Genomic DNA, 301 nt, shown 5'->3' on the forward strand with positions numbered 1-301 from the left:
TTTTTGATGTTGACGGCGTTCTAACCGATGGCACGGTACATATTACATCATCTGGCGAAATGTTGCGCACGATGAACATAAAAGATGGCTACGCCCTTAAAACCGCTGTTGACCAAGGATATAACGTTTGTATCATTTCTGGTGGCAGCAATGAAGGTGTTGAAAAACGTTTAACAGGTTTAGGCATTACCGATATTTATTTAGGTGCTCACAATAAAATTGAGCAGTTGGATGATTATTTTAATCGTAAAAAATTAACTTCTGAAAACGTACTGTACATGGGCGATGATATTCCCGATTA

At 38.2% G+C, this 301-nt stretch carries 1 protein-coding gene; it reads left to right on the plus strand.

All coding sequences use genetic code 11. The features are described from left to right. On the plus strand, positions 1 to 301 hold a 301-nt coding region (locus H4O21_RS28970; protein WP_502243763.1), incomplete at both ends, for a KdsC family phosphatase.

It is taken from the genome of Oceanospirillum sediminis (assembly GCF_014164585.1).
Taxonomy (GTDB): Bacteria; Pseudomonadota; Gammaproteobacteria; order Pseudomonadales; family Halomonadaceae; genus Oceanospirillum; species Oceanospirillum sediminis.